Source organism: Pandoraea sp. PE-S2T-3, from assembly GCF_002179965.1.
Taxonomy (GTDB): Bacteria; Pseudomonadota; Gammaproteobacteria; order Burkholderiales; family Burkholderiaceae; genus Pandoraea.
In genome coordinates, this window is record NZ_NGUQ01000015.1 from 17237 (window position 1) to 40179 (window position 22943).

General features: G+C 62.6%; 21 protein-coding genes. 1 reads left to right on the forward strand and 20 read right to left on the reverse strand.

From position 1 onward, the window contains the following. Window positions 1–23 precede the first annotated feature (23 nt). The 10 genes from hflX to ndk all read right to left on the reverse strand — a co-directional run bounded on the left by hflX (window position 24) and on the right by ndk (window position 10696). Window positions 24–1190 carry a GTPase HflX gene (gene hflX / locus CDV46_RS12310; RefSeq protein WP_249277560.1) on the reverse strand — a complete coding sequence of 389 codons (1167 nt, stop codon included), beginning with the start codon at window positions 1188–1190 and terminating at the stop codon, window positions 24–26. A 102-nt stretch (window positions 1191–1292) separates the two neighbouring features. After that, on the reverse strand, window positions 1293–1529 hold the full coding sequence (gene hfq, locus CDV46_RS12315; RefSeq protein ID WP_010807283.1) for an RNA chaperone Hfq: 237 nt from the start codon (window positions 1527–1529) through the stop codon (window positions 1293–1295). Between the two features lie 125 nt (window positions 1530–1654). Next, the gene (gene der, locus CDV46_RS12320) at window positions 1655–2992 is read right to left on the reverse strand and encodes a ribosome biogenesis GTPase Der (RefSeq protein WP_058379252.1); all 1338 of its coding nucleotides are present in this window, start codon (window positions 2990–2992) and stop codon (window positions 1655–1657) included. A 78-nt stretch (window positions 2993–3070) separates the two neighbouring features. Next, window positions 3071–4258 (reverse strand): outer membrane protein assembly factor BamB, encoded by a 1188-nt coding sequence (bamB, locus tag CDV46_RS12325; RefSeq protein ID WP_249277561.1) that lies wholly within the window; start codon window positions 4256–4258, stop codon window positions 3071–3073. Window positions 4259–4343: 85 nt separating this feature from the next. Continuing rightward, window positions 4344–4973: a tetratricopeptide repeat protein gene (locus tag CDV46_RS12330; RefSeq protein ID WP_087688106.1), complete on the reverse strand. Its 630-nt coding sequence runs from the start codon at window positions 4971–4973 to the stop codon at window positions 4344–4346. A gap of 32 nt (window positions 4974–5005) precedes the next feature. Then, window positions 5006–6382 carry a histidine--tRNA ligase gene (gene hisS / locus CDV46_RS12335; RefSeq protein ID WP_087722803.1) on the reverse strand — a complete coding sequence of 459 codons (1377 nt, stop codon included), beginning with the start codon at window positions 6380–6382 and terminating at the stop codon, window positions 5006–5008. Window positions 6383–6444: 62 nt separating this feature from the next. Then, entirely contained in the window at window positions 6445–7725 is a 1281-nt protein-coding gene (ispG, locus tag CDV46_RS12340) for a flavodoxin-dependent (E)-4-hydroxy-3-methylbut-2-enyl-diphosphate synthase (RefSeq protein WP_058379255.1), read from the reverse strand. Between the two features lie 18 nt (window positions 7726–7743). Continuing rightward, the gene (locus tag CDV46_RS12345; RefSeq protein WP_087722805.1) at window positions 7744–8829 is read right to left on the reverse strand and encodes a helix-turn-helix domain-containing protein; all 1086 of its coding nucleotides are present in this window, start codon (window positions 8827–8829) and stop codon (window positions 7744–7746) included. Window positions 8830–9090: 261 nt separating this feature from the next. Beyond that, complete coding sequence (gene rlmN, locus CDV46_RS12350; RefSeq protein ID WP_087688717.1) at window positions 9091–10212, reverse strand: 23S rRNA (adenine(2503)-C(2))-methyltransferase RlmN; 1122 nt, start codon at window positions 10210–10212, stop codon at window positions 9091–9093. Window positions 10213–10270: 58 nt separating this feature from the next. Beyond that, window positions 10271–10696: a nucleoside-diphosphate kinase gene (ndk, locus tag CDV46_RS12355; RefSeq protein ID WP_058379257.1), complete on the reverse strand. Its 426-nt coding sequence runs from the start codon at window positions 10694–10696 to the stop codon at window positions 10271–10273. Window positions 10697–11104: 408 nt separating this feature from the next. On the opposite strand from ndk, the gene CDV46_RS12360 reads away from it, so the two are divergent. After that, the gene (locus tag CDV46_RS12360; RefSeq protein ID WP_058379258.1) at window positions 11105–11803 is read left to right on the forward strand and encodes a Bax inhibitor-1/YccA family protein; all 699 of its coding nucleotides are present in this window, start codon (window positions 11105–11107) and stop codon (window positions 11801–11803) included. 109 nt (window positions 11804–11912) lie between these two features. On the opposite strand, the gene rlmD is transcribed toward CDV46_RS12360, so the two are convergent. The 10 genes from rlmD to CDV46_RS12410 all read right to left on the reverse strand — a co-directional run bounded on the left by rlmD (window position 11913) and on the right by CDV46_RS12410 (window position 22581). Next, window positions 11913–13439 (reverse strand): 23S rRNA (uracil(1939)-C(5))-methyltransferase RlmD, encoded by a 1527-nt coding sequence (rlmD, locus tag CDV46_RS12365; protein ID WP_254916036.1) that lies wholly within the window; start codon window positions 13437–13439, stop codon window positions 11913–11915. A gap of 70 nt (window positions 13440–13509) precedes the next feature. After that, entirely contained in the window at window positions 13510–14286 is a 777-nt protein-coding gene (locus tag CDV46_RS12370; protein ID WP_087722808.1) for a 3'-5' exonuclease, read from the reverse strand. 150 nt (window positions 14287–14436) lie between these two features. After that, window positions 14437–15543: an RNA polymerase sigma factor RpoS gene (gene rpoS / locus CDV46_RS12375; RefSeq protein ID WP_087688110.1), complete on the reverse strand. Its 1107-nt coding sequence runs from the start codon at window positions 15541–15543 to the stop codon at window positions 14437–14439. A gap of 15 nt (window positions 15544–15558) precedes the next feature. After that, entirely contained in the window at window positions 15559–16344 is a 786-nt protein-coding gene (locus tag CDV46_RS12380) for a peptidoglycan DD-metalloendopeptidase family protein (RefSeq protein ID WP_249277563.1), read from the reverse strand. Window positions 16345–16429: 85 nt separating this feature from the next. Continuing rightward, window positions 16430–17527 carry a protein-L-isoaspartate(D-aspartate) O-methyltransferase gene (locus CDV46_RS12385; protein WP_441339333.1) on the reverse strand — a complete coding sequence of 366 codons (1098 nt, stop codon included), beginning with the start codon at window positions 17525–17527 and terminating at the stop codon, window positions 16430–16432. Window positions 17528–17568: 41 nt separating this feature from the next. Further along, window positions 17569–18330, reverse strand: coding sequence for a 5'/3'-nucleotidase SurE (gene surE / locus CDV46_RS12390; protein WP_087688113.1), 762 nt, complete (start codon window positions 18328–18330; stop codon window positions 17569–17571). 59 nt (window positions 18331–18389) lie between these two features. After that, entirely contained in the window at window positions 18390–19208 is an 819-nt protein-coding gene (locus tag CDV46_RS12395; protein WP_058379263.1) for an ABC transporter permease, read from the reverse strand. A 175-nt stretch (window positions 19209–19383) separates the two neighbouring features. Further along, window positions 19384–20196, reverse strand: a complete 813-nt coding sequence (locus CDV46_RS12400; protein WP_058380365.1) for an ABC transporter ATP-binding protein — start codon at window positions 20194–20196, stop codon at window positions 19384–19386. Continuing rightward, entirely contained in the window at window positions 20196–21227 is a 1032-nt protein-coding gene (locus CDV46_RS12405) for an ABC transporter substrate-binding protein (protein WP_087688114.1), read from the reverse strand. The genes CDV46_RS12400 and CDV46_RS12405 overlap by 1 nt, the downstream gene beginning before the upstream one ends. 151 nt (window positions 21228–21378) lie before the next feature. Then, on the reverse strand, window positions 21379–22581 hold the full coding sequence (locus tag CDV46_RS12410; protein ID WP_087688115.1) for a CaiB/BaiF CoA transferase family protein: 1203 nt from the start codon (window positions 22579–22581) through the stop codon (window positions 21379–21381). Between the last annotated feature and the right edge of the window lie 362 nt (window positions 22582–22943).

Genomic DNA, 22943 nt, shown 5'->3' on the forward strand with positions numbered 1-22943 from the left:
CCATCACGGTGTGACGTCTCGTGTTATCTGTCTTCTGCGCGCGGCACATCGTCCCAACGGTCGATGAGCCGGACATCGGGCGCTTCGTGCTGCGATTGTAACCCAGCAGTGCCGGCCACAACCGCCTCGGTAATGGCCTCACGCAGCAGGTCGAGGCCCTGACCGGTACGCGCGCTCAAAAACACGCGCGTGATGCGTCCGCTCTCGTCCCGCTCGATTCTCGGCCCTTGTGCGGCCAGTTCCGGCACCGCGTCGATCTTGTTCCAAACGAGAATCTGCGGGATGTTCGCTGCATCGATCTCCGCCAGCACGGCGTTGACCTCGGCCATCTGCTCCTTGCGCACCTGACTCGAGGCATCCACCACATGCAGCAGCATGTCGGCGTGTACCGTCTCCTCAAGCGTCGCCCGGAATGCCGCCACCAACTGGTGAGGCAACTCGCGGATGAATCCGACAGTATCCGATAGCACGATGTTCCCGACTTCTCCCAGATAAACGCGACGCGACGTCGTGTCGAGCGTCGCGAAAAGCTGGTCAGCCGCGTAGGCATTGGCCTTGGTCATCGCGTTGAACAGCGTCGATTTACCCGCATTCGTATAGCCGACGAGCGAAATCGACATCGTGCCGCTGCGCTGGCGCGCCCGGCGTTGCGTATCGTGTTGACGCTTGAGCCGCTCGAGCCGGATGCCCAGCGCTTTCACGCGCTCGCCGAGCAGACGACGGTCGGTCTCGAGCTGCGTCTCGCCAGGGCCGCGCAGGCCGATACCGCCCTTCTGACGTTCCAGGTGAGTCCAGGCGCGCACGAGGCGCGTGGACAGGTACTGCAACTGCGCGAGCTCGACCTGCAGCTTGCCTTCGTGACTCTTCGCGCGTTGGGCGAAGATATCGAGAATCAGGCTGGTGCGATCGACGACGCGCGTTTGCAGAAGATGTTCGAGGTTACGCTGCTGACCCGGTGTCAGGGCGTGATTGAAAATGACCAGATCGACGTCATGCTCTTCGATCGCAGCGCGCAATTCTTCGGCTTTACCGCTACCGATAAACAGCTTCGCATCTGGGCTATGGCGACGACCGGTAATGCTGACGACAGGCTTGGCGCCTGCGGATTTCGTCAGAAGGTCAAGTTCCTGGAGACTGGCTTCGAAATCGAGCTTGCCGAAATCGATGCCGACGAGGGCGGCGTTTGTGATCAAACTACGCAGGGGATGGGTTTCGTGGCTGTTGGACAAGAGCGGGATGGCGGGAAGAGAAATTCGCCCGGCCGGAGTGACTCCCGGTCGGGCGAGCCTGAATCAGGACTGCTCGGCTTCCGGATGGAAATTCACCGGACGCGCAGGCACGACCGTCGAAATGGCGTGCTTATAAACCATTTGGGTGACCGTGTTACGCAGCAGGACGACATACTGGTCAAACGACTCGATGTTTCCCTGCAGCTTGATACCGTTGACCAGATAGATCGAGACGGGAACATGCTCCTTACGCAAGGCGTTCAGAAACGGGTCTTGTAGAAGTTGCCCTTTGTTGCTCATAAGTTACTCCATTGTATTTTTAGCAAATGACCGTAGCCAGGGCGTGTGCGCGCTTCCCACCCTGACTCCCACACTATAGCCGATTTTGCTAGCGTCGCCAGCAAAACCCCGCCCCGGACGGGCTTTCACTCGCCCTTGGCGTAAGGGTTCGCGCTGTTCCGGAACTCTATGCGTAATGGAGTCCCCTTCAACTTAAAAGTTTCGCGGAAACGGTTCTCTAAGTAACGGCGATAGCTGTCGGTCACCCCATCGAGATTGTTCCCGTGGATGATGATGATCGGCGGATTCGAGCCCCCCTGGTGCGCATAACGCAGCTTGGGACGCGAGAAGCCGGAGCGACGCGGTTGCTGGTGCTCCACGGCCTCTTCCAAGGCACGCGTGAGCTTCGGCGTAGGCAGCTTGCTCATGGCCGCTGCGTACGCTTCGTCCACCGAGCGCATCAGTGCGCCGATACCGGTCGCACGTACCGCTGAAATGAAGTGGAAGCTGGCGAAGCCCAGGAATTTGAGCTTGCGCTCCAATTCCTGCTTGGTTTGGTCACGCGTGTACTCGTCCAAACCGTCCCACTTGTTCACGCCTACCACCAGTGCACGGCCCGATTCGACGATGAAGCCGGCGATGTGCGCGTCCTGATCGGAGATGTCCTGACGGGCATCCAGCATCAGAATCACCACGTTGGCGTCGGCAATCGATTGAAGTGTTTTCACAACCGAAAACTTCTCGACGGCCTCGAACACCTTGCCGCGGCGGCGCAAACCGGCCGTGTCGATCAGCGTGTAATTCTTGCCCTGCCGCTCGAATTCGATGTGAATCGAATCGCGCGTGGTCCCCGGCATGTCGAACGCGATCACGCGCTCTTCGCCGAGCAGCGTGTTCACGAGCGTCGACTTACCGACGTTCGGACGGCCGACGATGGCGATTCGCACGCGGCCATCGCCCTTCTCTTCCGTCTCGTTCTCGTCCTGATTGGCGTAGAACGGCGCCAGTGCCTCGTCGATGACTTCGCGAACGCCGTCGCCGTGGGCCGCCGAAATCGCCAGCGGATCGCCCAGACCGAGTTCGTAGAAATCGTTGGCGACCGTCGTGTACTTCATGCCCTCGGCCTTGTTGACCACGAGCATGATCTTGCGACCGGTCTTGCGCAGATACTCGGCAATGATCTGGTCTTGCGGTGTCAGGCCCTGACGGCCGTCGACGATGTAGATCACCACATCGGCTTCGACCACGGCCTGGCGCGTCTGCTTGGCCATCTCGTGGTAAATGCCGTCTTTGGCGACCGGTTCGAAACCGCCGGTATCGATGACCAGATACGGATGCTCGCCAACACGCCCCTCGCCATAGTGACGGTCGCGCGTGAGCCCGGGCATATCGGCGACGAGAGCGTCGCGCGAGCGGGTCAAACGGTTGAATAGCGTCGATTTGCCGACGTTGGGGCGCCCTACGAGCGCGATCACGGGTTTCATGAATAAGCCCTAAAAACGAATACGGCCGGCGCGCTGCCGGCCGTTCCCGGAAAATGCCCGGGTGCTGCCGATAACCGGTTAATTCGGTCGGAAGCCGTAGATGTTGCCGTCGCGCGTTTGCACAACCAGCGTCTGACCGGCAATGACCGGTTGTACGCTGATCGCACCGCTCAACTTCACGCGGGCGAGGATATCGCCGTTGTCACGCGACAGGAAATGCAGATAGCCCTGCTTGTCGCCTACCACCACCACACGGCCGAGGGCCAGCGGTGCCGACAGATCACGGTACTTGAGTTTGTCGTTCTGCCACAGTGTACTGCCATCGGCAGCGTTGAACGCGTACACGGCACCGTCGGTATTGACCGCTGCCACCACACGTTCGTCTTGCGTCACGCCGTTCGGCGACGAGAAGTCACGCGCCCACAGGCCGTTACCCGTCTGCACGTCCGCACAGCCGACACGGCCCTGGAAGGTCGCACCGCACACCTGACGGCCGAACACGACCGGCGAGCCGGTCACGTCGTTCACACGCTCGACTTCGGTCACGCCCTTCGGATACGACAGCGGCGTCACCCACAGCGGGTTGCCGGTGTTCGCATCGAGCGCCACCATCTTGCCACCCGGGAAACCCGTCACGACTGCGCGGTCACCCAGGAAGATCATGCCCGTGCCGGTGCGCAACGTCAGCGTCGTCGACGGTTGCGAGTACGACCAGCGTACTGACCCCGTGCCCGAATCGAACGCCGTCACACGGTTGTTGATCGCTCGCACGACCACCAGACCACGCCCCACCAGCGGCGCGGTCAGCACTTCGCTGCCCGCATTCGCCTTCCACGACTGCTTGCCATCGTGATCGAACGCGATCACGTCGCCCTTCTGCGTGGCGACAACCGTCGTCTCGCCGTCGCTGCCCGGGCCGGCCGTGATGCTGCTGTCAGCCTTGGCGGCCCAGTTCGACGCGCCGGTATCGGCGTCCAAACGCACGATGCTGCCATTGGCCCCCGCCGCAAACACGGCGTTCCCTACCGCCACCGGTGCAAAGCTGTAATCGCCCGCCTTACCCACGCTTGCCGTCCAGATCTGCTTGACGGTCAATGCCTGCTTGATCTCCGTCAGCGGCGTCGGCTCATGCGGCGGCTTGCTGCTGAAGATGCCACAACCACCCAGCGTGCCGAGCACCGCGAGCGTCAGCACCGCGCTGCCTGCGCGCTGGGAAAGACCACGGCGCGAGCCACGGCGCGCCGCGTCGGACTGCGTGTTCGACATCGATCGACGGAAGTCGTTAAGGATCATCATGTACCCGGTTATGCGTTATGAGAGGGTCATACTGCCAATGAAATTCCGGCGCGCTTCAGGCGCCCAGCGCGTCGAGCTTGAACTGCACGAACTGGCGCATACCCGAGTCCTGCTTGTCGAGCTTGTCGAGTGCCAGCTTGTAAGCGGCGCGTGCGTCAGCCACCTTGCTCTGCGCAACGAGTACGTCGCCACGACGATCGGCAAACAGCCCCTCATACGGTGCCGGCGGACTGTCGAGCATCTTGAGTGCTTCGTCGTACGCCTTCTCGTCGAGCAACACACCGGCCAGACGCAGCTTGGCCAGTTGCTTGTACTCGTCGTCCTTGGCGTTCGACACGGCCCACTGCAACTGCGCCTTCGCACCCGCCGCGTCACCCGCGTCCGAGAGCGACTTGGCGGCCAGCAGCGCGGTCATCTGCGCGTACGGCGTGCCGCTGAACTTGCTTTCCATGTCCGACGCGATACGGGACACCTTCACCTTGTCTTTCGCGTCGATGGCCGTGGCCAACTCGCCGTACAGCACGCCTGCCTCGACCGTCTGCTTGCGCTCGTAATAGCGCCACAGATTCCAGCCGCCATAGGCCAGCATGATGACGACCAGCGTCCAGATAACGTAATTGCCGTACTGCTTCCACCAGGCCTTTACGTTCTCGATCTGTTCCTGTTCCTCGTGATAGCTGCTCATTCGCCGGGGCTCTCCGTGTCTGGCGTCTTGGATTAGTGAATCGTTTCGTTGCCTGCGCCATTGCTGGCCAGGCTTTCATTCACGCTTTCGTCGGCACTCGCGACGATGGCATCGATCAGGTGCTCGGCAAGACCTTCGAACGGCACGCTCGTCTGATTGTTCGACGGATCGGCCGCGCGCAGGTGCTTGACCACCGCCGCGCCCGACGCCACTTCGTTCTCACCGACGATGATCGCGAAGCTTGCGCCGCTCGCGTCCGCACGCTTCATCTGCGATTTGAAGCTGCTGCCCTTGCCATCCGGGCTGCAATGGAACACGACATTCAGGCCAGCATCGCGCATGCGTTCTGCGGCGATCAGTGCCGGTGCCACGGCGGCTTCGCCCTGGTGCACCACATACACGTCGGCGCCCTCCGCCTGCGGCACCAGATCGTCTTCGCGCAGCAGTTCGAGAATGCGCTCGACACCCATCGCCCAACCGCACGCCGGCGTGGCATCGCCACCGAGTTGTTCGACCAGCGGATCGTAACGACCGCCGCCCGCCACCGTACCTTGCGCGCCGAGCTTGTCGGTCACCCACTCGAACACGGTCAGATTGTAGTAGTCGAGACCACGCACCAGACGGGGGTTGATAGTAAAGGGAATGTTGTTCGCCTTGAGCAGCGACTGCACGCCTTCGAAATGCTTGATCGAGTCTTCGCCGAGGTAGTCGATCAACTTCGGTGCACCTTCGACCATCGCCTGCATCGCCGGGTTCTTCGTGTCGAGCACGCGCAGCGGATTGGTGTAAAGACGGCGCTTGCCATCTTCATCGAGCAGGTCGACGTGCTTCTCGAGGTAAGCAATCAGGTCGGCACGGTGACGTGCGCGCTCTTCGCCCTGCCCCAGCGAATTCAGTTGCAGATGGATGCCGGTCAGGCCGAGGTCGTCCCACAGGCGCTGGCACATCAGAATAATTTCGACGTCCGCATCGGGGCCCGCCAGACCGAGCGCTTCCACGCCGACCTGATGGAACTGACGATAGCGGCCGCGTTGCGGCTTTTCGTGGCGGAACATCGGGCCGAAGTACCACAGGCGCTTCGGGCCGCTGTACAGCAGATTGTGCTCAAGCGTGGCGCGCACTGCCGCAGCCGTACCTTCCGGACGCATCGTGAGCTGCTCGCCGTTGAGCGCATCGGTGAAGCTGTACATCTCTTTCTCGACGATATCGGTCACTTCGCCGATGCCGCGCGTGAACAGCTGCGTGTGCTCGAGAATCGGCGTACGGATCTGTTGATAGCCGTAGGCGCGCAACATGGCGCGCACCGATTCTTCGAAAAACTCCCACAGGGCTTCGTCCTGCGGAAGGATGTCATTCATGCCCTTGACCCCAGCCAGCTTGGCGGGGCGCTTCTTCTTTTCTTCAGTCATATTCTCTTTGTCCTGCCCGCTTGATCCTGCGTCCATCGCCGCTTCAATCGATCTGAATCGACTCAGGCAGCAACGGCGCCTTCGGTCTGCGCGTAGCGGGTCTTCACATAGTCGTCGACGATCTGCTGGAACTCTTCCGCGATATGGTCGCCGCGCAGGGTACGCACTTTCTCACCATCGACGAACACCGGTGCTGCCGGCGATTCGCCCGAACCCGGCAAGCTGATGCCGATGTTCGCGTGCTTCGATTCGCCCGGACCATTCACGATGCAGCCCATGACCGCAACGTTCATGTTTTCGACGCCCGGATATTGCGCCTTCCACACCGGCATTTGTTCACGCAGGTACGACTGGATCTTCGAGGCCAGTTCCTGGAACACGGTGCTCGTGGTGCGGCCGCAACCCGGGCAAGCGATGACCATCGGCGCAAACGCGCGCAGACCCATCGTTTGCAGGATCTCCTGCGCCACCACCACTTCGCCCGTACGTGCACCGCCCGGTTCCGGCGTCAGCGAAATACGGATCGTGTCGCCAATGCCTTCCTGCAACAGGACTGCCAGCGCAGCCGTCGAGGCCACGATGCCCTTCGATCCCATGCCCGCTTCGGTCAGCCCCAGATGCAACGCGTAGTCGCAACGCTTGGCCAGTTCGCGGTACACCGCGATCAGGTCCTGCACGGCGCTCACCTTGCACGAGAGCAGAATCTTGTCGGCCGACAGACCGACACGCTGCGCCAGCTCAGCCGACTCGAGTGCCGACGTGATCAGCGCTTCGTACATCACGCTCTGCGCTTCCCACGGGGTCGCGCGCGAGGCGTTCTCGTCCATGATGCGGGCGAGCAGCGACTGGTCGAGACTGCCCCAGTTCACGCCGATGCGCACCGGCTTGTCGTACTTGCAAGCGGCTTCGATCATCTGCGCGAATTGCGTGTCACGCTTCGCGCCCTGGCCGACGTTGCCCGGGTTGATTCGGTACTTCGACAGCGCTTCGGCGCATGCCGGATAGTCGTTGAGCAGCTTGTGACCGTTGTAGTGGAAGTCGCCCACCAGCGGCACCATCACGCCCATGCGATCGAGCTGATCGCGAATCGCCGGCACCGCCGCCGCCGCTTCCGGCGTGTTGACGGTGATGCGCACCAGTTCGGAGCCGGCTTGTGCCAGTTCCTTCACCTGAATGGCCGTGCCGATCGCGTCTGCGGTGTCGGTGTTGGTCATCGATTGCACGCGAATCGGCGAATCGCCGCCGACCGTCACGAGCTGGCCACCCCAACGAATCGCGACTTTACGCGACTGACGGCGCGGTGCCGGACCGCCAATGATCGGCATGCATTCTACAGAAGCCATGATTACCCTCTTTCGGTCTTACTGGAGCGTCAGACGCGCCACGTTGCCCGCGTTACGGGACTTGATCTCGACCGGTTGACCGTTGAACTCCAGCGACTCGACGCCCGCGACGTTACCCACAACGATCTTGAACGGCGCTTCGCCCGTAATTTCCTGTTCGGCACCTGCTCGCATTAACTGGGAGTACAGCACCTTGCCGTCCTTCGCACGCACTTCGACCCAGCTATCTGCTTTCAGATGCAACGCAATCTTGCCATTACCTGCTGCGCCCGGCGCAGCAGCATTGGCTGCCGAAGCGGCAACTGCCGGCGTCGGCACTGCGGCCTTGGCAGCGGAGGCTGCCGCGTTCGCGATGCCCGCCACGACGTGCGTCGGATCGACCGCTGCGATCAGGCCGGCACCGGCCGTCGCCGAGCTCGCCGTCGCGGTGTTGACGGTGCTTTCCGTGTTGCCGTTGTTGGCAGCGGTGTTCACATTGTTGGTGCCATCAGCACCCGGCGGCGTGCCGTTCGCATCGGCCACGACCGGCTGACTGGCCGGCTCGGCGGCTTCTGCCCCCGGCACCGACGCGGCACTCGCCAGATCGGCGGCCTCGGTCGACCCACGGGTCGGCTTGTGGGCATTGCCGAAGTACCACGCGGCACCGGCAATCACCACGAGCGCAGCCAGTGCCCACGGCCATTTGGCCTGCGACGCGGCGACCGGCGAGCGGAAGCGCACGGGGCTCTTCGGAATACTGGGCTGCCCCGTCGGCGCCTGCGGAACATCGATCGGTGCGGTGCGGCCAAAACGGCGCAGCGGCTCGATCATCGGTTCCGGGTCACCCCCGAGCATGCGCGCATAGCTGCGCACGACCCCTTGAATAAACGGCATTTCCGGCAAGGCATCCCACTGGCCGGATTCCAGACGTTGCAGCTTCTGCACCGAGACTTTCAGACGCGCCGACACATCTTCGATCGACATGCCGCGCTTCTCGCGCAATGCGGCCAGTTGCGCACCCACCTGCGCGCCCAGCTCAGCCAATCCGGCGGCCGATCCCGACGGCGTCCCCTGGCCCTGAGTCCCGGTTTGCCCGCCTGCGTCCGCCTGATTCTGGTTATCCATCGATACGCCCCCGTTCGTAAGCAGCCGCTCGCAGCGGCTGAGGATATGCTGGCGACAGCGCCATCACGTCACCCTCCTTGCGCGCGGCGTGAAGATCTGCGCGACGCTTCGGACGATTCGATGTGGCACTGACGAAATCGCGCGAAGCATCAACGATGCCCCGCGCGAGGAATGCTGTAGTGCGTGACTGATCCGCCGGGCAGCATGGCACGCGCCGGGCCGACGGCCCTGGCCACGGTCCCTGCCCGCCCATGCGCAACCTCATACGGTACGCACCTCGACCGCGATTTTCCCGAACTTGCCGCGCTGTGCGAGCCGCGTGCGATCCTGCACTTCGCCGGCGAGCTGACCACACGCCGCGTCGATGTCATCGCCGCGCGTCTTGCGTACGGTCGTGACGAGGCCTGCGTCGAGCAGAATCTGCGCAAACCGCTTGATTTGCGGATCCTTCGAGCGCAGCAGGCCCGATTCGGGAAACGGATTGAACGGAATCAGATTGAACTTGCACGGCACGTCGCGGGTAAGTGCGACCAGCTCGCGCGCATGCGCTTCGGTGTCATTCACACCGTCGAGCATGCAGTACTCGAACGTGATGAAATCGCGCGGGGCCACTTCGAGGTAGCGCTCGCACGCGCCCATCAGTTCGCGTAACGGATATTTCTTGTTGAGCGGCACGAGCACATCGCGCAGCGCGTCGTTCGGTGCGTGCAGCGAGACGGCCAGCGCCACGGGCAGCTCCTGGCCCAGGCGATCCATCATCGGCACCACGCCGGACGTCGACAACGTCACGCGACGACGCGACAGCCCGTAGGCGTTGTCGTCGAGCATGAGGCGCATCGCGCCCACCACGTTCTCGAAATTGAGCAGCGGCTCGCCCATGCCCATCATCACCACGTTGCTGATGACGCGCTCGTTCTTGCCTTCGCGCCCGAGATCGCGGCGCAACGCAAATTCGGCCATCCACAACTGGCCGATGATCTCGCCGAGCGAGAGATTGCGTGAGAAACCCTGCTTGCCGGTCGAACAGAACCGGCAATTGACAGCGCAGCCCGCCTGCGATGAAACGCACAGCGTGCCACGCGTCTCCTCAGGGATGTAGACGGTTTCCACGGCATTGCCGTTACCTACATCCAGCAGCCATTTACGCGTGCCATCAGTCGACACGTGGTCGGTGATGATCGTCGGTGCAGCGATCATTGCACGTGTCTGCAATTTTTCGCGCAACGACTTGGCCAGATCGGTCATGCAGCCAAAATCGGCGGCACCCATCTGGTGGATCCAACGCTGGAGCTGGCGCGCACGGAACGGTTTTTCACCGAGCGTGCCGCAATAGGCGGCCAGACCGTCCGGATCGTAATCAAGCAGATTCGTGAGGTTGGTCATGGCCTGGTCCATCAACATCCCTTCGGTAACTTCTTGCGACTGATCGGCTAAACGCGCTTTAGCGCGCGTAGACGTTCAGGCCAGCGAAGAAGAACGACACTTCGACGGCAGCCGTTTCAACGGCGTCCGAACCGTGCACGGCGTTCGCGTCGATGCTGTCGGCGAAATCGGCGCGAATCGTGCCCTTCTCGGCCTTCTTCGGATCGGTAGCGCCCATCAGGTCGCGGTTCTTCAGAACAGCGCCCTCACCTTCCAGCACTTGAATCATGACCGGACCCGAGATCATGAAATCGACCAGATCCTTGAAGAACGGGCGTTCCTTGTGAACACCGTAGAACTGTTCGGCTTCGGCGCGCGACAGTTGCACGAGCTTGGCAGCAACGATCTTCAGGCCCGCGCCTTCGAAACGGCTGTAAATCTGGCCGATCACGTTCTTGGCAACGGCATCGGGCTTGATAATCGAAAGAGTGCGTTCGACTGCCATGAAAAACTCCAAAAAATTAAGCAGTTATATAACCAACATGAACCCGTAATTGTAGCACGAAGGCTGTTATTATGGTGATGGAACCTACAGTGCGCGCACCGCTCAAACGCAGGACGGCCGGGACTGTCCGGCTTGTTGGCGAGATTTGCGCAGCAGCAGGATTCCTCACCTTCCCGCCATGGAAAGGTTGACGGCATCCCGCCGACTTGAATTTTCGGGTATTTGCCCAAACATTCTCGGCATCTTCTGAGCGCATTCCGGGACATCTTTCGATATCCTGTGACATCGACGACAAGCCAGACCAACGGCTGCGGGGGATAAACCGGCGCACGCCGGTCATCGTAAAAAGCGTCACACGACGTCTGCCGGCCCCGCTGGCGGGCACAATGACCACGGAGAACACCATATATGAACCAGGATTTCCAACGTTTCGGCTACGGCGGGCAAGGCGCGACGACCGTACAGGTGCGCAACAAGGTGCTGCGCAATACGTATTGGCTGCTCGCGCTGTCGATGCTGCCGACGATTGCGGGAGCCTGGCTGGGCGTGACCTACGGCTTCGCGCTTTTCGCGGGCAGCCCGATGGTCAGCGTCATTGCCTTCCTCGCGATCGCTTTCGGCTTCATGTTCGCCATCCAGCGCTACAAAGACAGCGGCGTGGGGGTGGCCCTGCTGCTCGGCTTCACGTTCTTCATGGGCCTGATGCTCACGCGCATGCTGAGCTTCGTGCTGGGCTTCTCGAACGGCGCGTCGCTCATCATGCTGGCGTTCGGCGGCACCGCAGTGATCTTCGGCGTGATGGCGACGGTTGCCACGGTCAGCAAGCGTGACTTCAGCGGTCTGGGCAAGTGGCTGTTCATGGGCGTGCTGGTGATCATCGTCGCCTCGATCGCCAACATCTGGCTGCAACTGCCGGCCCTGATGCTGACGGTCTCGGTGCTCGCCATCGCGATCTTCTCGGCCTACATCCTGTTCGACGTGCAGCGCGTGGTGAACGGCGGCGAAACGAACTATGTGACCGCCACGCTCGCGATCTACCTCGACCTGTACAACATCTTCACCAACCTGCTCGCCATCCTCGGCGTGCTGGGCGGCAACCGCAACTGACCGGCTCCGGCGGGCTGCGCGCCCGCCCCAGTCTTAAGCAGTTGCCTCGCGGCATAAAAAAGCCAGTCCCTCGGGACTGGCTTTTTCTTTGACTGGATCAAGGACCGGATCAGGCGTCTTCGTGAATCACGCCCTCACCGTCTGCCACACCGGCGATGGCTTCCACACCCTCGTCGGCCGCCGCGTCCGGGTCCGCCTCGGACACGCGCACACGCGGCACCCACGGCTGGCCGATGCTTTCATGCTCGAACACCGCCATCGACTCCACGTGCGACGTGTGCGGGAACATGTTCACCACGCCCGCCTGCGTCAGGCGATAGCCCGCTTCGTGCACCAGCAGCCCAGCGTCACGCGCCAGCGTTGCCGGGCTGCACGACACGTAGACGATGCGCTTGGGCAGCCCCTCATAGCCTTGCTGAGCAAGCTCAGCCAGCGCCTTTGACACAGCGAGTGCACCTTCGCGCGGCGGATCGATCAGATAGCGGTCGAAAGCGCCCAGCGCGCGAATGTCCTCCGCCGTGATGTCGAACAGATTTCGGCAGGCGAATTCCGTGTGCTCCGCGACACCGTTGCGTTCGGCATTGGCGAGTGCGCGCTCGGTCAACGCCGTGCTGCCTTCGATACCCATCACCGTGCCGGCACGACGCGCGAGCGGCAACGTGAAGTTGCCCAGACCGCAGAACAGATCGAGCACGCGCTCCGTCGATTCAGGCGCAAGCAGTCGCAGCGCACGGTGCACCAGCACACGATTGATCTGGTGATTGACCTGCGTAAAGTCCGTCGGCTTGAACGGCATCCGGATCTGGTATTCCGGCAGCGTGTAGTGCAGTTCCGGCTCGAGCGGATAGAACGGCACGGCGGTGTCCGGCCCCTTGGTCTGCAACCAGAACTGAACCGCGTTCGCATCGGCAAACATGCGCAGAATATCTTCGTCCGTCGGCGTGAGCGGCTCGAGAATGCGCAGCACGAGGGCGGTCACGTCGGCACCGATAGCCAGTTCGATCTGCGGCAGACGCTCACGAATCGACAGCGACTCCACCAACCGGCGCAGCGGCACCAGCATGTCGGAGATACGGCGCGGCAGCACTTCGCACGAATCCATATCGGCGACGTAGCTGCTCTTGCGTTCGTGGAAGCCGATCAGCACACCGCCCTTCTTGGGTACGTAGCGCACCGTCAGACGAGCGCGGAAGCGATACCCCCAGTCCGGCCCTTGAATCGGGCGCAGCATCGTCTCGGCCTTGACCTTGCCCAGACGCGCCAGATTGTCTTCGAGCACGCGTTGCTTGATGGCGATCTGGGCGCGCGGCTCCAGATGCTGCATCGAGCAGCCGCCGCACTTGCCGAAATGCGGGCATTGGGGCTTGGCGCGCATCGAGCTCGAACGCAGGACTTCCAGCGTTTCCGCCTGTTCGAACTTGGGTTTGCGGCGATAGCTCAGGTATTTGACGCGCTCCCCGGGCAGCGCACCTTCGACGAAGATGACTTTGCCGGGTTTGAATTCCGGCGTGCCAGGCTCACCTTCGGGCGCGGTGCGGCCAACGCCGCGCGCTTCCATGTCGAGCGATTCGATATCGATGATGCCGGGCTCGGCACTCGGCCGGCCGCGCGAGGAGTTTCGGGAGGAGCGGGTCACGTCTTTGTTCTCATGGCGACAGCAAACCCGGCATTTTAATCGATTCGCGCCCGCCTTCCCACTTGTCGCATCAAATCCACGCGTCGAGATATTCCTTCCAGTGCGGCGCCGTCTCGTCACCGAGCGAGCGCTTCACGAACTCGATCTCCTGCTCGTACTCCGCCTGACGCAGACCACCGCGCATCAACTGAAAGCGGCAGTACACCAGATACGTGTTCACGACATCGGTCTCGCAGTAATTACGGATCTCTTCGAGCTTGCCGTCGCGATACGCTTCCCACACCTTGCTGCCATCCATGCCCAGCTTGCCGGGAAATCCGCACAGCTTCGCCAGATCGTCGAGCGGTGCGTTGGCACGTGCCTGATACATCGCCAGCAGATCCATCAGGTCGAGATGGCGCTGGTGATAACGGCTGATGTAGTTATTCCACTTGAACTCGCGATCGTCTTCGCCCATGTCCCAATACCGCGGGGCAGCGACGCCGTGAATCATCGCGCGGTAATGCAGCACGGGCAGATCGAAACCGCCGCCGTTCCACGACACCAACTGCGGCGCGTACTTCTCGATGGTGCGATAGAAGCCGGACACCAGTGCCGCCTCGCCGTCTTCCAGTGTGCCGAGCGACTTCACGCGAAAGCCGTCGCGGTCGCGAAAGACGCACGAAATCGCAGCGATCCGGTGCAGATGCAGGGGCAGGAAGTCGTGTCCGACCTTGGCGCGCCGGGCGGCGAAAGCGGCTTCGGCCACTTCGTCGTCGGTCATGCCGGCGTAGGCCGGTTCGAGTCGACGCAAACCGTCGACGTCGGGAATCGTTTCAATGTCGAAGACGAGTACGGGAGATGCCATGATGAAATTCGGGAAAGGAATGAAAAAGGCTGTCGCACGGCGCGAGGCGACCGGCAGTGCCGCCCGTCGCCCTCACTCGAGATCGAGACCATCAGGGCGACCAGCCCCCCTGAGCCACCCGGCGCAAGCGACACGACGTCCACCAGCGACTCAGAGCACCGCGTCCTTGCGCACGCCGTTCGAGGCGAAGTAGCGCTTGAGCTTGACGAGCGCCTCTTGCTGAATCTGGCGCACGCGTTCGCGGGTCAGCCCCATTTCGTCGGCGAGCTCTTCGAGCGTGGCGGGCTCAACGCGATTGAGGCCGAAGCGGCGCTCGATCACATAGCGATGTTTGGTCGACAGCCGCGACAGCCACAGGCGCATGAGGTCCTCCAGCTCGCGATGCTGGACTTCCTGCTCGGGCGCCACGCCATGATCGTCAGACAGCAGATCCAGCAGGCTGCTGCCGGGATCGATCTCAAGCGGGGCGTCGAGCGAAGCCACGTGCTCGTTGAGGGCCAGAATGTCGGTAATTTCGTCGGGCGTCTTGCCCGTCAGATCGGCAATGTCTTCAATGCTCGCGTCACGCTGCTCGCCGCCGTCGACATAAGCCGCGCTCTTCTCCAGATGGCGCTTGGCGCGCAGCACCTGATTGAGCTCGCGAATCACGTGCACCGGCAAACGCACCGTGCGCGCCTGATTCATGATGGCGCGCTCGATGCTCTGGCGAATCCACCACGTGGCGTAAGTCGAGAAACGGAAGCCGCGGCCCGGGTCGAACTTCTCGATCGCATGCATGAGGCCGAGGTTGCCCTCTTCGATGAGATCGAGCAGCGGCACGCCGCGATTGAGATATCCCTTGGCGATGCTGACGACGAGGCGCAGATTGCGCTCGATCATCACCTGCCGCGCGGCAAACTCGCCGGCTTGCGCACGCGTCGAGTAATCGAGTTCCTCGGCGGGCGTGAGCAGCGGCTTGACGCTGATGCGATTGAGATAGTGCTGGACGGTATCGGCAGTGAGTTCGGCCTGAAGCACCGTGCCGAAATCGTCGCCATCGGCAGCTTTGCGCTTGCGTCCGCCCGACGATGTCTCACTCGCGCCCTCACCGCTGCCTTCTTCGTCGGATGACGGGGCGTCATCCTCCTCCGCCTCGCGCTCGTCGAAAGCGTCGTCCACGTCCTCTTCCTGCCGGGATTGCCGATCGTCAACTTCCTGATCAGGTTCCGGGGCAGCGAGGTCTTCCTCTTGCGAAGTACGACGCTTTCTCTTGAGCATTCGACCCTGCCTTGTTTATTGAGGCGGCAAATACTTCATCGGATCCACAGGTTTGCCATCACGGCGCACCTCGAAATGCAACATGACACGATCGGCATCGGAGTTGCCCATTTCGGCAATTTTCTGACCGCGCGTGACGCTGTCGCCTTCCTTGACCAACAGTGTGCGGTTGTGCGCATACGCCGTCAAGAAGGTCGAGTCGTGCTTGATGATCACCAGGTTGCCGTAACCTCGCAGACCGGCCCCCGAGTACACCACCTTGCCCGCGCCGGCGGCATACACCGGATCGCCGACATTGCCCGCGATGTTCAACCCCTTGTTCTTCGAATCGTCGAACCGGCCGACCACACTGCCCTTGGCCGGCCACGACAGCGCCAGATCACCGCTCGACACTGCGCTCGGTGCGGCCGTCGCTGCCGAACTGCTCGGCGGCGGCACCACCGCAGGCGGCACCGAAGCCGGGTTGGGGCTCGTGGTTGCCGTCGACGGCGTGCTGCCAATCGGTGCGGGCAGCGGCGTGCCGGTATCGCCCGCAGGCGGCTTCACACGCAGCACCTGACCGACTTCGATCTGGTCCGGATTCTGAATGTTGTTCCAGCGCGCGATATCGCGATAGTTCTGACCGTTTTCCAGTGCGATCCGATAGAGACGATCACCCGGTTTGACGCGGTAGAAGCCCGGTGGCACCGGCGTATTGTCGATGACGGGAGCCCCCGTCACACTGCTGTCGGTCGTCGTACCGCCTACGGTACGGTCAACGACCGGGGCGCCGACCTGTCGCGATGCGCATGCTGCCAGCATGCTCAGCAACAGAACACTGGCGACGCGTTGTTGAATACCCGCTCGCAAATTCACTCAATTCCTCCGCAGAATAGGCCCGACGGGCTTAGATGATGCCCGATTTTAAGGGGACGAATAACACCCTATCAAGCTGCGTCTCGCGCCACTGGCGCGTACCGACACGCTCGATGAGGGTCAAAATCTGTTGCTCGCCGCCCACCGGGGCAACGAGACGTGCGCCAACGGCGAGCTGATCGAGCAGCGCATCCGGAATTTCAAGTCCGGCTGCGGCGATCACAATGCCGTCGAACGGCGCAACGGCCGGCAGACCGAGCCGGCCATCACCGTAGTGCAACCGGATGTTCGGCACGCGCAATGGCCGCAGGTTGGCTTTCGCCCGTTCATGCAGCGGGCGCACCCGCTCGATCGAATAGACGTCGCGGGCCACACAAGACAGCACCGCCGCCTGATAGCCGCAACCGGTGCCGATTTCCAGCACCTTCTCCAGCGGACGGCCACTCGCGAGCAGCAACTCGATCATGCGACCGACCACCGATGGCTTCGAAATCGTCTGGCCATGACCGATGGGCAACGCCGCATCTTCGTAGGCCTGATTGGCCAGACCCGCATCGACAAAGCCGTGACGCGGCACCGTCGCGAGCGCCGCCAGCACACCCGCGTGTTTGACGCCCGATGCGGCAACGCGTTCAGCCATCCGGCCCCGTACGCGCTCCGAGGTGAGCCCAATACCGTCCGGCGAAGGGACCGGCACCGGCTTCGCATGACGTGCAGTGTTGCCTGTCGAAACTTTCACCGGCGCGGCAAGCCCTTTGCCCTGCACCGGACGCGGCGCCGTTTTCACCGTTTGCCCGGCCCCATGAGGCGCAGGCTGCGCGTGCGGCGCACTTGCCGGTCGCGCCAGCCCCTTCGGGGTGACGGGGCGCGGTGCCGTCGAACCCGTCGGCCGTGCCGACGCGCCCGCCATCGGTGTCGCAGCCGGGCGCAGCCCGTGATGTTGATTCGGCGTGTGACTGGCCGAAGCGGTCTTCCCTGTCGCCGGCTTGCCCGATGCTACCGGCGTCACCGGTGTTGACGGCTTGGTCGGTGTCGCCGCCGCGCGCGTCATCGCGGCTGGCGGCGCACCGGCGGGGCTTGCCCGTGATGCCTTGTCGAGCACCGGCGCCTTGCGTTGGCGACGGGTCATGACTTCAGACAGAGGGAGAGGAAAACGCTTCGGCGGTGTCGTCATTGTCCGGCCACCCCTGCGCTGGCCAGCCAGTCATGCACGACACCGAGTCGTGCGTTATGCGTGAGATCCAGTTGCAAGGGGGTGACCGAGACGTAATCGTGCGCCACGGCGTGAAAATCGGTGCCTTCGCTGCTATCGCGCGCGTCGCCGGCCGGACCGATCCAGTAGATGGTTTCGCCGCGCGGGCTTTCCTGACGGATCACCGGCTGCGACTGATGCCGCTTGCCCAGACGCGTCGCTTGCGCGCCCTTGAGCTGGTCGTACGGCAAATTCGGAATATTGACGTTAAGGAGAAACGGCGCACCAAGCGGCCTCTCCATATAGCGCTCGATCACGTCGCGCGCCACACGTGCGGCGCTGTCGAGGTGATCCCAGCCCTTATGTACCTGAGAGAAGGCGAACGACGGGATGCCGAAGAGAAAGCCCTCGGTGGCCGCCGCGACAGTGCCGGAATACAGCGTGTCTTCGCCCATGTTCTGGCCGTTGTTGATGCCGGAGACCACAATGTCGGGCCGCTCGTCGAGCAGCCCGGTCAGCGCAACGTGAACACAATCGGTCGGCGTGCCGTTGATGAAAGTGAACCCGTTGCTGCCTTTGAAGACCGACAGCGGCCGTTGGAGGGTCAGAGAATTGGACGCACCGCTACAGTTCTGTTCGGGCGCCACCACGGTAATGTCGCCAAGCGGGGCCAGCGCTTCGTAAAGCGCGGCCAGGCCTGGCGCCTGATACCCATCGTCGTTGCTGAGCAGGATTCGCATGTGGGCAATTGTAACCGAGGAAAGGTCCCCGGATATGACGCTCACGAGGCGTCGGATGCCTACATCTTTTCGGTTTCACCCGCCTGCGGCTGCCAGACCAGCAGTCGCTTCTCCACCACACCGACGAGCCCGTCGAGCACCAGCGCAAACGCCGTCAGAATCAGCACCCCGGCAATCACGGCGTTGATGTCGAACGTGCCTTCGGCTTGCAGAATCAGGTAGCCCACGCCACGCGCCGACCCCAGATACTCGCCCACGACGGCACCGACAAACGCCAGCCCCACCGAATTGTGCAAGCTGGAGAACACCCAGCTCGTCGCGCTCGGCAGATACACCCGGCGCAGCAACTGGCGCTGATTCGCCCCCAGCATGCGTGCATTGGCGAGCACCACCGGGCTGACTTCCTTCACGCCCTGATAGACGTTGAAGAACACGATGAAGAACACCAGCGTGACGCCGAGTGCCACCTTCGACCAGATACCGAGCCCGAACCACACCCCGAAGATCGGCGCCAGAATCACGCGCGGCATCGAGTTGGCGGCCTTGATATAAGGGTCGAGCAACGCGCCGGCGGCCGGCGAGAGCGCGAGCCACAGACCGACCGCCAGCCCGGCCACCGTACCGATGGCAAATGCGAGCACGGTCTCGAGCAACGTCACGCCGAGGTGAAGATAGATTTCCCCGCTGGCAAACCACTGCCAGATCTGCCACAGCACCTTCTGCGGTTCCCCGAAGAAGAAGGCAGCCTTGTCGGGACTATCGAAATAAAACGCCGGCAGCAGTGTGGGGCTGGTCAGGACATACCAGACCAGAAAACTCACTACCAGCAGCAGCCATTGCCACAACCGCAAATGGCGCATGATCGAACGATTACGCATGACGAACGAATTCCGGGAATATCAGACAAGCCAATCGAACCAGCCGAAGATGTCGGGCAAATCGAAGCAATCCATCCAGTCGAACCACTGGACCCAGCCGCACCCGATGTTCAGGGGGCCAACGTGATCTGGTGGCTCACGAAGCTCAGGAAGGTCACGATTTGTCCCATGACGCTCAGACGGCCTTGAGCTGTTGGGCATAACCCTTCAACACTTCTTCGCGCAGCACATCCCAAATCTGGGCATGCAGCTCGGTGAAGCGCGGCAGGTTCCGAATTTCCGCCACATCGCGCGGACGCGGCAGGTCGATGCGGAACTCGCCGATCGGATGGGTGCCCGGCCCGGCGGCCAGCACCACCACCCGGTCGGACAGCGCAATCGCCTCGTCCAGATCGTGCGTGATGAAGAGCACGGCGCGGCGCTTGGCGGCCCACAGTTCGAGCAGTTCGTTCTCCATCAACTGACGCGTCTGGATGTCGAGCGCCGAGAACGGTTCGTCCATCAGAATGATGTCCGGATCGAGAATCAGCGTCTGCGCCATGGCCACACGCTTGCGCATGCCGCCCGAGAGCTGATGCGGATACCGGTCGCCAAAACCGCCCAGCCCCACGCGCTTGAGCCACTCGTCACCGCGCGCCCTCGCCTCTTCCGGCGCGACGCCGCGAAACTCCAGCCCGGCGGTCACGTTGTCGATCGCGTTGCGCCACGGCATCAGCGCCTCGGCCTGGAACATGTAGCCCGCGCGCGAGTTGATCCCCGTGAGCGGCTCGCCAAACACTTTCACCGTGCCCGACGACGGCATCAGCAGCCCCGCCGCGACGTTGAGCAGCGTCGACTTGCCGCAACCGGTCGGGCCGACCACCGACACGAACTCGCCCGGCGCAATGTCGAGCGAGGTGTCGGCCACGGCCGTGTAGCGCTGACGACGATCGTCGCGCGCGACGAACGTGCAGGTAATGCTGTCAAAACTCAGAGCCGGCGCAGTCATCATTTGTACTTGGCGTCGGCCTTCTTGGTGAATTCGTTCGTGAACGTCTTCGCCAGATCGATCGGGCGGCCCTTCACGGTCTCATCGAATGCCTGCAACGTGCGCAGCGCCGTCGCGGGACCATCGGCGGGAATGATGCCGTCCGGCGAGATGGCTTCCTTCACGCGGCTCCATGCATCGAGGTACAGCGCGCGGTCGCCGAGCAGATACGCTTCGGGCACCGTCTTGATCAGGTCCGACGGGCCTGCCGTCTGCAACCAGCGCAACGCACGCACCATGGCATTGGTGAGGGCCTGCGTGGTGTTCGGATTTTTCTGGATGAACGACTCGTTCGTGTAGAGGCAGCCGGCGGGCATATTGCCGCCGAACACCGACACCGTTTCCTTGAGCGTGCGCGTATCCGAGATCACGCGGATCTCCTTGTCGCGCTCCAGCATCGTGATGACCGGGTCGAGGTTGACGATCGCGTCGATGTTGCCCGAGCGAATCGCCGCGAGCGCGCCCGACGAAGCACCGACACCGACGAACGCCACTTCATTGGGTTTCACGCCGCCCTTGGCGAGCACGAAGTTCGCCATGATGTTCGTCGACGAGCCCGGTGCCGTCACGCCGATCTTCTTGCCGCGCAGGTCAGCCAGCGACTTGTAGTTCGGCATCGTCTTGTTCGACACGCCGAACACGATCTGCGGCGCGCGGCCTTGCAGCACGAAGGCGCGGATGAACTGGTTCTTGGCCTGCAACAGAATAGTGTGTTCGTAAGCCCCCGAGACCACATCGGCGCTGCCGCCGACGAGTGCCTGAAGCGCTTTCGAGCCGCCGGCGAAGTCGGAGATTTCGACGTCGAGGCCTTCGTCCTTGAAGTAGTTCAGGCGCTCGGCAATCGTGAGCGGCAGGTAATAGAACAGGTTCTTGCCGCCGACGGCGATAGCGATCTTGGTCTTTTCAAGTTTGGCTTGTGCGAAGCCCGGGCGAATGCCTGCGCTCAGCAGACCGGTGGCGGCAAGAGCCGTCACGAACTGACGTCGTTGCATGGTGATTGTCTCCGTGGTTGCAGCGTTCTTTCTTTATTCGACGTGCTTTATTCACGAGACGCCTGCGCGAGCCGTCCGACCTTGCCCCGGTCACACCGGGCGAAGTCGGCACCGTCGGTACGGCACCCCGTGATCCTGCGCCAGCGATCACTCAAATGATCTTGTTCTCGCGCAGGGTCTTGATTTGCCCGGCATCATAACCCAGTTGCCCAAGCACCTCATCCGTGTGTTCGCCCAGCGCCGGGCCGAGCCACTGGGTCTCGCCCGGGGTATCGGATAGCTTGGGCGTGATGTTCGGCAGATCGATCGGCGTGCCATCGGGAAACCGGTAACGCTGGATCATCTGGCGCGCGGCAAACTGCGGGTCCTGGAACATGTCTGCCACCGTGTAGATTCGGCTCGCGGGCACATCCGCCCCTTGCAAGACGGTGAGCGCTTCATCGATAGGACGCGCGCGAGTCCACCCGCCGATCGCATCGTCGATTTCCTGCGTGCGCGGCACACGGCCATCGTTGTGTGCGAGCCCCGGGTCTTCGGCGAGATCGGCGCGGCCGATGGCATGCATCAACCGCTTGAAAATCGGATCGCTGTTGCCGCCGACGACGATCATGCCGTCTGCGCACGGGTAGGTGTTCGACGGCACGATGCCCGGCAGCGACGCGCCGGTGCGCTCACGCACCATGCCCGCCACGCTGTACTCGGGCACCACGCTCTCCATCAGGTTGAACACCGCTTCATACAGCGCGACGTCGACCACCTGCCCTCGCCCGCCGTTCACGTTGCGGTGATGCAGCGCCATCATCGCGCCGATCACCCCGTGCAACGCCGCAATCGAATCGCCGATAGAGATACCGATGCGCGGCGGCGGCAGTTCGGGATAGCCCGTGATGTGACGCAAGCCCCCCATCGACTCGGCAATCGCGCCGAAGCCGGGCCGGTCGCGGTACGGGCCGGTCTGGCCGTAGCCCGAGAGCCGCACCATCACCAGGCCCGGATTGTCGGCCGAGAGTTGTTCGTAACCGAGCCCGAAACGCTCAAGCAGACCGGGGCGGAAGTTCTCGACCACGATGTCGGCCTGCGCTGCGAGCTTGCGCACGATGGCCTGACCTTCCGGCGCCTTGAGATTGACCGTCACCGACTTTTTATTGCGCGCCTGCACAGCCCACCAGAGCGACGTGCCGCCCGCATCGGGATGCATCTTGCGCCACTTGCGCAGCGGGTCGCCGTGCTCCGGGTCTTCGATCTTGATCACTTCGGCACCAAACTCGCCGAGCATGCGTGCGGCGAACGGCCCGGCGATGAGCGTGCCCAGTTCAAGCACCTTCACCCCGGCGAGCGCGCCCTTGCCCGGCAAACCAGAAGTATTGGCAGCACCGGCAGCGCCTGTGGAAGCCGTGGAATCGGGAGGCAGTTGGGAGGAAGACGTACCAGCAGCGGTGTTGGCCTGAGCGGCCTGCGGTGAGCGCGAAGCTTCGAACGACTTGGACAACGTGGACTCCTGTGCTTCATCGACGGGCGTTGCCGTCAACTCCGGCGCCCTGCCCGCGAGCAGGACACCTCAAAAAATGGGCTGCAAGGGTTACAAATGAGATTGCCAATGAGTCTGCAACCGCGTTTGCAAACGAACGCCTATGGTAATGCGAGTGCGTGCACTCGGCCATCCGCATGAGTACTATCCGGCGGGGGCGTTGTTTTGCGGTACGAAATAGGGACGAC

Excerpts from the sequence above, each read along its gene's own strand:
- hfq (WP_010807283.1), bottom strand. The coding sequence starts at position 1,529 with ATGAGCAACAAAGGGCAACTTCTACAAGACCCGTTTCTGAACGCCTTG.
- der (WP_058379252.1), bottom strand. The coding sequence starts at position 2,992 with ATGAAACCCGTGATCGCGCTCGTAGGGCGCCCCAACGTCGGCAAATCG.
- bamB (WP_249277561.1), bottom strand. The coding sequence starts at position 4,258 with ATGTCGAACACGCAGTCCGACGCGGCGCGCCGTGGCTCGCGCCGTGGT.
- CDV46_RS12330 (WP_087688106.1), bottom strand. The coding sequence starts at position 4,973 with ATGAGCAGCTATCACGAGGAACAGGAACAGATCGAGAACGTAAAGGCC.
- hisS (WP_087722803.1), bottom strand. The coding sequence starts at position 6,382 with ATGACTGAAGAAAAGAAGAAGCGCCCCGCCAAGCTGGCTGGGGTCAAG.
- ispG (WP_058379255.1), bottom strand. The coding sequence starts at position 7,725 with ATGGCTTCTGTAGAATGCATGCCGATCATTGGCGGTCCGGCACCGCGC.
- CDV46_RS12345 (WP_087722805.1), bottom strand. The coding sequence starts at position 8,829 with ATGGATAACCAGAATCAGGCGGACGCAGGCGGGCAAACCGGGACTCAG.
- rlmN (WP_087688717.1), bottom strand. The coding sequence starts at position 10,212 with ATGACCAACCTCACGAATCTGCTTGATTACGATCCGGACGGTCTGGCC.
- ndk (WP_058379257.1), bottom strand. The coding sequence starts at position 10,696 with ATGGCAGTCGAACGCACTCTTTCGATTATCAAGCCCGATGCCGTTGCC.
- CDV46_RS12360 (WP_058379258.1), top strand. The coding sequence starts at position 11,105 with ATGAACCAGGATTTCCAACGTTTCGGCTACGGCGGGCAAGGCGCGACG.
- CDV46_RS12370 (WP_087722808.1), bottom strand. The coding sequence starts at position 14,286 with ATGGCATCTCCCGTACTCGTCTTCGACATTGAAACGATTCCCGACGTC.
- rpoS (WP_087688110.1), bottom strand. The coding sequence starts at position 15,543 with ATGCTCAAGAGAAAGCGTCGTACTTCGCAAGAGGAAGACCTCGCTGCC.
- CDV46_RS12380 (WP_249277563.1), bottom strand. The coding sequence starts at position 16,344 with ATGCTGGCAGCATGCGCATCGCGACAGGTCGGCGCCCCGGTCGTTGAC.
- CDV46_RS12385 (WP_441339333.1), bottom strand. The coding sequence starts at position 17,527 with ATGACCCGTCGCCAACGCAAGGCGCCGGTGCTCGACAAGGCATCACGG.
- surE (WP_087688113.1), bottom strand. The coding sequence starts at position 18,330 with ATGCGAATCCTGCTCAGCAACGACGATGGGTATCAGGCGCCAGGCCTG.
- CDV46_RS12395 (WP_058379263.1), bottom strand. The coding sequence starts at position 19,208 with ATGCGTAATCGTTCGATCATGCGCCATTTGCGGTTGTGGCAATGGCTG.
- CDV46_RS12400 (WP_058380365.1), bottom strand. The coding sequence starts at position 20,196 with ATGACTGCGCCGGCTCTGAGTTTTGACAGCATTACCTGCACGTTCGTC.
- CDV46_RS12405 (WP_087688114.1), bottom strand. The coding sequence starts at position 21,227 with ATGCAACGACGTCAGTTCGTGACGGCTCTTGCCGCCACCGGTCTGCTG.